General features: G+C 74.6%; 4 protein-coding genes. All 4 read left to right on the forward strand.

What is annotated here, in order from left to right; translation table 11 throughout:
- Nucleotides 1-309: 309 nt before the first annotated feature.
- Nucleotides 310-1,842, forward strand: a complete 1,533-nt coding sequence (locus ACWEQL_RS38290) for a DUF7059 domain-containing protein (RefSeq protein WP_452155533.1) — start codon at nucleotides 310-312, stop codon at nucleotides 1,840-1,842.
- A 380-nt stretch (nucleotides 1,843-2,222) separates the two neighbouring features.
- The gene (locus tag ACWEQL_RS38295; RefSeq protein ID WP_452155535.1) at nucleotides 2,223-2,657 is read left to right on the forward strand and encodes a hypothetical protein; all 435 of its coding nucleotides are present in this window, start codon (nucleotides 2,223-2,225) and stop codon (nucleotides 2,655-2,657) included.
- A gap of 669 nt (nucleotides 2,658-3,326) precedes the next feature.
- Complete coding sequence (gene topA / locus ACWEQL_RS38300) at nucleotides 3,327-6,185, forward strand: type I DNA topoisomerase (protein WP_452155537.1); 2,859 nt, start codon at nucleotides 3,327-3,329, stop codon at nucleotides 6,183-6,185.
- A 178-nt stretch (nucleotides 6,186-6,363) separates the two neighbouring features.
- Nucleotides 6,364-9,500, forward strand: a 3,137-nt coding sequence (tmk, locus tag ACWEQL_RS38305) for a dTMP kinase (protein ID WP_452155538.1), incomplete at its 3' end; no start/stop codon positions are given.

The following is a 9,500-nucleotide window of genomic DNA, read 5'->3' on the forward strand; positions in this document are numbered from 1 at the left end:
GGCGAGGCGGCGGCTCTGGCGGCACGCATCCGTGGCCGGTCCCCGGACCTCGCGAGCTGGACGCCCTGAGCCGCCACCCCGGGGACCCCGGCCGCGACCGGATCGGCTGCCCCGACGGGCACGCCCACCACGCCGACGCCCAGCGCGAGCTGAGCCGCGCGCGCCCCTGGGCGATCTGTCCGCGTGAGCCGTCCGCGTGTCCCGTCCACATGACCCGTCCGCGTTGCTTGTCCCCGTGACCCGTCCGAGGGCGGACCGGCCCGCCCTGCCCCGGCGGGCCGGTCGGGCGTGGCGCGAGACAATGGCGGGGTGACCAGTAGCCCCGTTCTTGACCCGACCCGCCTCGCCAAGCTGCGCGAGGCGCTGCTCGCCGCCTCGTACACCGCCGACGGGTGCCTCGACCTGCTCGGGCCCACCGGCTACGCGGCGCTGGCCCGTAGCGAGGCGGTGCCGGCCCTGCGGGCGACCCGCGGGGGAAGCCCGCTGGAGACGCTGGTGCGGCTGTTCCTGCTGCAGCAGCCCGTGCCGTACCGGGCGGCCGCCGCCGCGCTGCCGGTCGAGGACTGCCTGGCCGATGGCTGGCTGCGCCCGGACGGCGACCTGGTACGGGCCACCGTGGACGTCCGCCCGTACGCCAACGAGGTGGCGGGGCTGCCGAGTTCGGACGCCTGGGTGGTGTCGGACCTGGGCTGCGCGGTCGGCGGTGCGGGCGGGATCGGTTCGGGTGAGACGGCGCACGGCATCGCCCGCAAGGAGCTGGTGCTCGGCGTGGGCGGCGCGTCCACCACGCTGGCCAACATCACCGTGCGCAGGCCGGTCCGGACGGCGCTCGACCTCGGTTCGGGCTCCGGCGTGCAGGCCCTGCACGCCGCGCGCCACGCGCAGCGGGTCACCGCGACGGACCTCAACCCGCGGGCGCTGCGGTTCACCGAGCTGACCCTGGCGCTGTCCGGCTTCGAGAACACCGAGGTCGCCACCGGCAGCCTCTTCGAGCCGGTGGGGGAGCGGAAGTTCGACCTGATCGTCTCCAACCCGCCGTTCGTGATCTCGCCGGCCGGCCGGTTCACCTACCGCGACGGCGGCATGGCCGGCGACGACCTGTGCCGCAGCCTGGTCCGCGGCGCCGCCGCCCACCTGGAGCCCGGCGGCTACTGCCAGCTCCTCGCCAACTGGCAGCACGTCAAGGGCGAGGACTGGCACGACCGGCTGGCCGGCTGGGTCGCCGGCACGGGGTTGGACGCGTGGGTCGTCCAGCGGGAGGTCCAGGACGCCGCCCAGTACGCGGAGCTGTGGCTGCGCGACGGCGGGGACCACCGGGGGCCGGGCGGCGACTACCAGGCGCGCTACGGCGAGTGGCTGGACGTCTTCGAGGCGAACCGGGTGGAGGGCATCGGCTTCGGCTGGATCACCCTGCGGGCCGGCGGCGCCGAGCAGCCGACCGTCCGGGTGGAGGAGTGGCCGCACCCGGTCGAGCAGCCGCTCGGCCCGCACATCGAGGAGTGGTTCGGCCGGCAGGACTTCCTGCGCACCCACGACGACGCGGCGCTGCTCGCCGCCCGGTACGTGCTCGCCGACGAGGTCGTCCAGGAACAGGTCGGCGCGCCCGGGGCGGAGGATCCGGAGCACGTGATCCTGCGTCACAACCGCGGGATGCGCCGGGCCACCAAGGTGGACACGGTGGGCGCCGGGTTCGTCGGGGTCTGCGACGGGACGCTCTCGGCCGGCGAGATCGTCGACGCCATCGCGCACCTGCTCGGCGAGGACCGGGTGGTGCTGCGCGACCGGGTGCCGGAGTCGTTGCGGCTGCTCACCGAGCAGGGGTTCATCCAGCCGGTGGGCTGAGTGCTCCGCGGGTGGGTCGAACGTCCTGCCTGCCCGCCCACCCGCCCACCTGACCCGCCTACCTGACCCGACCGCCCATGCACCCGCCCGCCCACTCACCCGTCCGTTCCCGCCCACGTTCCCCGGGGCCGCCGGCGTCCATCCGGCTTGTCCATCGGCCGTCCGTGGGCCCGCCCGGGCCGGTCGGTTCGTCGGCCCGCGCCGCCTCGGCGCGTGGGTCGGTGCGCGGGTCGGTGCGCAGGTCGGCGGTTCACCTTCCGGTAGCCCCTGGTTCCTCCTTCCTTCGCCGGACATCCGTCCGGCGTTGGCCTCGGGCTGTGAGGCTCTGTCCACAAGCTGTGGACAGAGCTGGGGGTCGAGGGGTGGAGTCGACGACGGCCATGGTGGGTGGGAGCGTGCTCGTCCTCTTCGGAGGCGCCCTGTTGCTCTGGTGCGCCGCCGAAGTGCGCCTTCGCCACCTCGTACGCCGCCGGGGCGTGCCCGCGGTCGCCCAGGTGGTCGCCGAGAGGGACGCGCACGGGGAACTCGACAGCGCGCCGCTGCTCTCCTTCTCCGCGCTGGCGACGGTCGGCGGACCCGGGGCGGGCCGGAGCGAGGCGGTGCTCGCCCGTCCACGCGGGCACACTCCGCTGCGCCGTCCGGTCCGCTTCGCGCCGGGCGCCACCGTCCGGGTCTCGTACGATCCGAACCGCCCGAGCCGGGTGGTGCTGGCGGTGGAGGAGACCGGGCGGACGGTGGTCGCGGACCTCCTGTGGACGACCCTCGCCCTGGGGTGCCTGGCGGGGGGCCTGTGCCTGCTCGCCGTCGCGCTCTGAGGCCTTTCGGATGACGCCCGGGTGCGTCCGCCGGTCGCCGACGGCTGACGGGCGACCCCGACGACGGCCGACTGACGGGTGACGGGTGACGGCCGAACGGTGGCAGCCGGCCGGGGGCAGCCGCCCGATGGCGGGTGACCGAGGACAGCTGGCGACGGACCGACGGCGTACGCCGGCCGACGGTGGTCGGACGTCGGCTGTCAGCTGTCGGACGCCAGCTGTCGGCCGTCAGGGATCAGCCGGCAGCGGTCGGTCGATGGCTGACATTCGACCATCAACAGCCGCCGGATGACCATCAACAGCCGTCCGATGACCGACGACAGCTGGCAGATGACCGAAAACAGACAGCAGCTAACCGCTGACAGACAGCAATACTCGGTTGACAGATTTTGAAATCCGTCATTCCATCCCCCCAAACCCGCCGAAGCCCCCCTCCACGCGGCACGATCCTCCATCATCGGGTTACCGTTCGAGTGGCGTCGGTCGGCCTTGCCGGTGAAAAAGAGGGATCCGTCCGTTTGACAAGGGTGGCCGGGGTACGGTCACACTCCGCTGGTGGGGTCGTCGTGCAGCGGCAGCCCCCGGACGGTGGAGGGGTCGGGCGGAGAGCGCAGCCCGTGCTGCCCGCGCCGGCCAGCTCACGTTAACGACCGGGAGAGAAGAGCGAAGGTGTCCCCGAGCAGCGAGACCGCGCACGGACAGCGACTCGTCATTGTCGAGTCGCCGGCCAAGGCGAAGACGATCAAGGGCTACCTGGGCCCCGGCTACATCGTCGAGGCGAGCGTCGGGCACATCCGGGACCTGCCCAGCACGGCCGCCGAGGTCCCGGACAAGTACACCGGCGAGGTGCGCCGCCTCGGCGTCGACGTCGACCACGACTTCGCCCCCATCTACGTGGTGAACGCGGACAAGAAGTCCCAGGTCAGCAAGTTGAAGTCGCTGCTCGCGGAGTCCGACGAGCTCTTCCTCGCCACCGATGAGGACCGCGAGGGCGAGGCCATCGCCTGGCACCTGCAGCAGGTGCTGAAGCCCAAGGTCCCGGTGCACCGCATGGTGTTCCACGAGATCACCAAGACGGCGATCCAGGAGGCGGTGGCCAACCCCCGCGAGCTGAACCAGCGTCTGGTCGACGCCCAGGAGACCCGCCGCATCCTCGACCGCCTCTACGGCTTCGAGGTTTCGCCGGTGCTGTGGAAGAAGGTCATGCCGAAGCTGTCGGCGGGCCGCGTCCAGTCCGTCGCCACCCGTCTGGTGGTCGAGCGCGAGCGCGAGCGGATGGCCTTCCGCACCGCCTCGTACTGGGACCTGACCGGCACCTTCTCCACCGGCCGCACCCCCGCCGACGCCGCCAACCCGGAGACCTTCGGCGCCCGGCTGGCCTCGGTCGACGGCCGCCGGATCGCCTCCGGCCGTGACTTCGGCTCCGACGGGCGGCTGAAGAGCCCGAACACCCTGCACCTGGACGAGCAGGCCGCCCGCGCGCTGGCCGCCGCCCTGGAGCGGACCGCGTTCAGCGTGCGCAGCGTCGAGTCCAAGCCGTACCGCCGCTCGCCGTACGCGCCGTTCCGCACCACCACGCTCCAGCAGGAGGCCAGCCGCAAGCTGGGCTTCGGCGCCAAGCGGACCATGCAGGTGGCCCAGAAGCTGTACGAGAACGGCTTCATCACCTATATGCGCACCGACTCCACCACCCTGTCGGACACCGCGATCGCGGCCGCCCGCGCGCAGGTGACGCAGCTGTACGGCGCCGACTACCTGCCGGACGCCCCGCGCACCTACGCCAGCAAGGTCAAGAACGCCCAGGAGGCGCACGAGGCGGTCCGCCCGTCCGGTGACCGCTTCCGCACCCCCGCCGAGACCGGCCTGAGCGGCGACGACTTCCGCCTCTACGAGCTGATCTGGATGCGGACCGTCGCCTCCCAGATGAAGGACGCGGTCGGGCAGTCCGTGACCGTCAAGGTGGGCGGCGCGTCGGGGGACGGCCGGGACGTCGAGTTCTCCGCCTCCGGCAAGATCATCACCTTCCACGGCTTCCTCAAGGCCTACGTCGAGGGCGCCGACGACCCCAACGCCGAGCTGGACGACCGCGAGCGCCGTCTGCCGCAGGTCACCGAGGGCGACCCGCTGGCCGCCGAGCAGCTCACCCCCGAGGGCCACTCCACCAAGCCGCCGGCCCGCTACACCGAGGCCTCGCTGGTCAAGGAGCTGGAGGACCGCGAGATCGGCCGTCCCTCCACCTACGCCTCGATCATCGACACCATCATCGGCCGCAAGTACGTCTTCAAGAAGGGGACGGCGCTCGTCCCGTCCTTCCTCTCCTTCGCCGTGGTGAACCTGCTGGAGAAGCACTTCGGCCGGCTCGTCGACTACGACTTCACCGCGAAGATGGAGGACGACCTCGACCGGATCGCCGCCGGTGAGGCGCAGTCCGTGCCGTGGCTCAAGCGCTTCTACTTCGGCGAGGGCGAGGGCCACGCGTCCGGTGGCGCCGCCGAGGCCGGCAACGGCGACGGCGACCACCTGGGCGGCCTGAAGGAACTGGTCACCGACCTCGGCGCGATCGACGCCCGGGAGATCAGCTCGTTCCGGGTCAGCGAGGACATCACCCTGCGCGTCGGCCGCTACGGCCCGTACGTGGAGCGGGCCGGCAAGGAGGGCGAGGAGCCCGGCCAGCGCGCCGACATCCCGGACGACCTGCCGCCGGACGAGCTGACCGTCGAGCTGGCCGAGGAACTGCTGGCCAAGCCCAGCGGCGACTTCGAGCTCGGCGCCGACCCGGTCTCCGGCAACATGCTGGTGGCCAAGGACGGCCGCTACGGCCCGTACGTCACCGAGATCCTGCCCGAGGGCACGCCCAAGACCGGCAAGAACGCGGTCAAGCCGCGCACCGCCTCCCTCCTCAAGACGATGTCGCTGGACACCGTCACCCTGGAGGACGCGCTCAAGCTGCTCTCGCTGCCGCGCGTGGTCGGCGTCGACCCCGAGGGCGTGGAGATCACCGCGCAGAACGGCCGCTACGGCCCGTACCTCAAGCGCGGCACCGACTCCCGCTCGCTCACCAGCGAGGAGCAGATGTTCACGGTCACCCTGGAGGAGGCCCTGGCCATCTACGCGCAGCCCAAGCAGCGCGGCCGGGCCGCCGCCGCGCCGCCGCTGCGCGAGCTGGGCACCGACCCGGTCAGCGAGCGCCCGGTGGTGGTCAAGGACGGCCGCTTCGGCCCGTACGTCACGGACGGCGAGACCAACGCGACGCTGCGCAAGGACGACGACGTCGCCTCCATCACCCCGGAGCGCGGCTACGAGCTGCTCGCCGAGAAGCGGGCCCGCGGTCCGGTGAAGAAGGCGGCGAAGAAGGCCCCGGCCAAGAAGGCGGCCGCCAAGAAGACGGCGACGAAGACCGCCGCCGCCAAGAAGACGGCCACCGCCAAGACGGCCGCGAAGAAGACCACGACGGCCAAGACCGCCGCCAAGAAGACGGCGGCCAAGAAGACCGCCGTGAGCAAGAGCGCGACCACCGACGAGGGCTGATCGTCCGTCGGCGGTGCCGGGCCCGTCCTCCTTCCCGGAGGGCGGGCCCGCCGCCGTCCGGGGTCCGGGCCCGGTGCCGACCGGAGTCCGGGGTTCCGCGCGTCACAACCCTGCAATGACCGCCTCCGAGAGGCCCGCTCGCCGTTTCGCGGCAACCGCCGACCGCTACGCTGACGGTATGACGAGCGAGGAGCAGCCCACCCCCAGCGCCGCCCCGGCCGGCAGAGCCGGCACGCCCGACCTCCCCGAGGTCGCGCCCGCCGGAACCCCCGGTGAACGGGCCCGCGCGCTGCTGCGGCTGCGCCCCTACCGGCGGTTGTGGACCACCCAGCTGATCGGCGGCACCGCCGACCGGCTCGCCCTGCTGGTGCTGCTCGCGCTGACCGTGGTCGCGGGCGTGCTCGGCGGGCAGTTCGGCGACCTGCCGCGGTCCTTCGCCTTCGCGATCGCCACCGTGTTCGCCACCCGGCTCGCCGCCACCGTGCTGTTCGGCGCGGCGCTGCTCGGCCCGGTGCACCAGGCCCTGGCCAAGCTGCCGGACCGCCGCTGGGCGCTGCTCGGCGCGGACGCCCTGCGCGCCGTGCTGGTCGGCATCGCCCCCTGGTGGATCGTCTGGCTCTCCGACGGCCTCCGGCCCTCCGCCGCGGCCACGTACGCGCTGCTCGCCACCGTCTTCGTGACCGGCGCCGCCGAGCGGGTCTGGGCGACCGCCAAGGCCGCCACCGTCCCCGGCCTGCTGCCGCCCGCCAACCCGTACGCCCCGCCCGCCGAGCAGCGCCCGGCCGCCGCCCAGCTGGACGCCGTACGGGCCCTGGACAACCGCACCGGCTGGGCCACCGTGCCGCTGGCCGCCGCCGCGCTGGTCGGGCTGACCCTGCTCAACAACCTCTTCGCGGCGGCCGGCTCGGACTGGCTGCGCGCCCACCAGACCACCTGCGCCGCCCTCGGCGCGGCCGTGCTGTTCGCCGTCGCGGCCGGCCGGGCGTACCTGCAGCCGCTGTCCGGCGGCCCGGTGGCGATCGCCCCGCGCTCCCCGCTCCAGGGCCTGCGCGCGCCCACCGACTCCACGCCGGGTCCGGCGCTGCGCAAGGGCCGCACCGGCTCGGCCCCGTACTTCACCTTCTCGGTCGCCGCCGGGTACGCCTCGATGGCGGGCGTCGCCGCGCTGGCACTGCTGACCGCCGCCGAGCACCGGGCCGGCCCGATCGGCTACGGCCTGGTGGTGCTCGCCGCCGCCGGCGCGCCCGCGCTGGGCGTACGGATGACCCGGGCCACCCTGCCCGCGCTCTCCCGCCGCCGGCTGCTCGCCCTCGCCCTGCTGACCGAGGGCGTGGCGCTGATCCTCGCCGGGCTGGTGCTGGACTTCGTGCTGGTCCTGCTGCTGACCGTGCTGGCCGGCCTCGCCGCCGGGATCGTCATCTCGACCGGGCGCACCCTGCTCGCCCAGGAGGTCGAGGAGGCCCGGCTGCCCAAGGTCACCGAGCACCTGTACGCGGTGCTGCGGGCCGTGGTGGGCGCCGCGCTGGTCGTCGTCCCGCTGATCGCCGCCGCGTACGGCGAGGCCGACTACGGCCGGATCGAGCCCGGCTCCTTCACCTTCATCCACGGCGGCGCGGCCCTCGCGACCGGCACCGCCGGACTGCTCACCCTCGTCCTGGCCGCCGTGGTGCTGCTGCGGACCGACGACCGGCGTGGCACCGCCCCCTTCGGCCGGGACCTGCTGGACGCCGTGCGCGGCGGCACCGCGCCGGCCCCGCACCGCACCGCCGGGGCCGGCTTCTTCATCGCCCTGGAGGGCGGCGACGGCGCCGGCAAGTCCACCCAGGCACAGGCGCTCGCCGAGTGGATCCGCGGCAAGGGCCACGAGGTCGTGCTCACCCGCGAGCCGGGCGGCAGCCCGGTCGGCCAGCGGCTGCGCGGCCTGGTCCTGGACGTCGGCAACACCGGACTGTCCCACCGCGCCGAGGCGCTGATCTACGCCGCCGACCGCGCCGAGCACGTCGAGAACGTCATCCGGCCCGCGCTGGCCCGGGGCGCCGTGGTGATCACCGACCGCTACATGGACTCCTCCATCGCCTACCAGGGCGCCGGCCGCGACCTGGCCGCCACCGAGGTGGCCCGGATCTCGCGCTGGGCGACCGGCGGGCTGGTGCCCGACCTGACCGTGGTGCTGGACGTCGACCCGACCAAGGCGCGCGAGCGGTTCACCGAGGCGCTGGACCGGCTGGAGTCCGAGCCCACCGAGTTCCACCAGCGGGTGCGCTCCGGCTTCCTCGCCCTCGCCGCCGCCGATCCCGCCCGCTACCTGGTCGTCGACGGCAGCCAGGCGCCCGGCTCCGTCACCACCGCGATCCGGCACCGGCTCGACCGCGAGCTGCCGCTCTCCGCTCAGGAGCGGGCCGCCCGCGTCGAGCAGGAGCGGCTGGCCCGCGAGGAGGCCGAGCGCCGCGCCGCCGAGGAGGCCCGCAAGAAGGCCGAGGCGGAGGCCGCCGAGCGCAAGCGCCTGGAACTGCTGGAACAGCTGCGCGCCGAGCAGGCCGAGAAGGAACGCCTGGCCAAGGAGGAGGCCGAGCGGGTCGCCGAGGAGGCCCGGCGCAAGGCCGCCGAGGAGGCGAAGCGCCGCGCTGAGGAGGACGCCCGCCGACGCGCCGAGGAGGAGGCCAAGCTGCGCGCGGCCGAGGAGGCCCGGCTCGCCGCCGAGGCCGCCGAGCGCAAGCGGCTCGCCGAGGAGGCGGCCGCCCAGGCCGAGCTCCAGCGGCAGCGGGAGATCCAGCGCGAGGAGCAGCGGCGCCGCGCCGAGGAGGCGCTCCAGCGGGCCGAGGAGGCCCGGCTGGCGGAGGCCGCCGCGCTGGCCGAGGCCGCCGCGGCCGCGGAGTCGGCGGCGGAACGGGCGGCCGCGGCGGGTGCCGCGGGTGCGACGGCTGCCGCGGGCACCGCGGGTGCGTCGGAGGCCCCGAGCAACGAGGTGACCACCGAGCTGCGGATGGTCAAGGGCCCGGACGAGCCCACCGAGGAGATCTCCGAGCGGGACCGTCGGGCCGCCGTCCGCGCGGCCGAGGCGGCCGGGGCGCGGTCCGCGTCCGAGCCGGACCCGCGGGCCGTCCCCCCGGCGGACGAGGCGGTCACCCGGCCGCTGGCCAAGGTCACCGAGGTGGACGAGACGGCCGTGCTGCCGCGGGTCCCCTCGACGGACGCTGGCCGGGGCGCCGAGGACCCGGACCGCACCACCCTGCTGCCCCGGGTCGAGCCCGGCGCCCGGCCGTCCGCCGCGCAGCCGTCCGCCGCGCGCCCTGCCGCCGACCGGCGGCAGCCGGT

The sequence above is a fragment of the Kitasatospora sp. NPDC004240 genome, from assembly GCF_053603215.1.

Coding starts and splice junctions, on each gene's coding strand:
- ACWEQL_RS38295 (WP_452155535.1), top strand. CDS start 2,223: ATGGTGGGTGGGAGCGTGCTCGTCCTCTTCGGAGGCGCCCTGTTGCTC.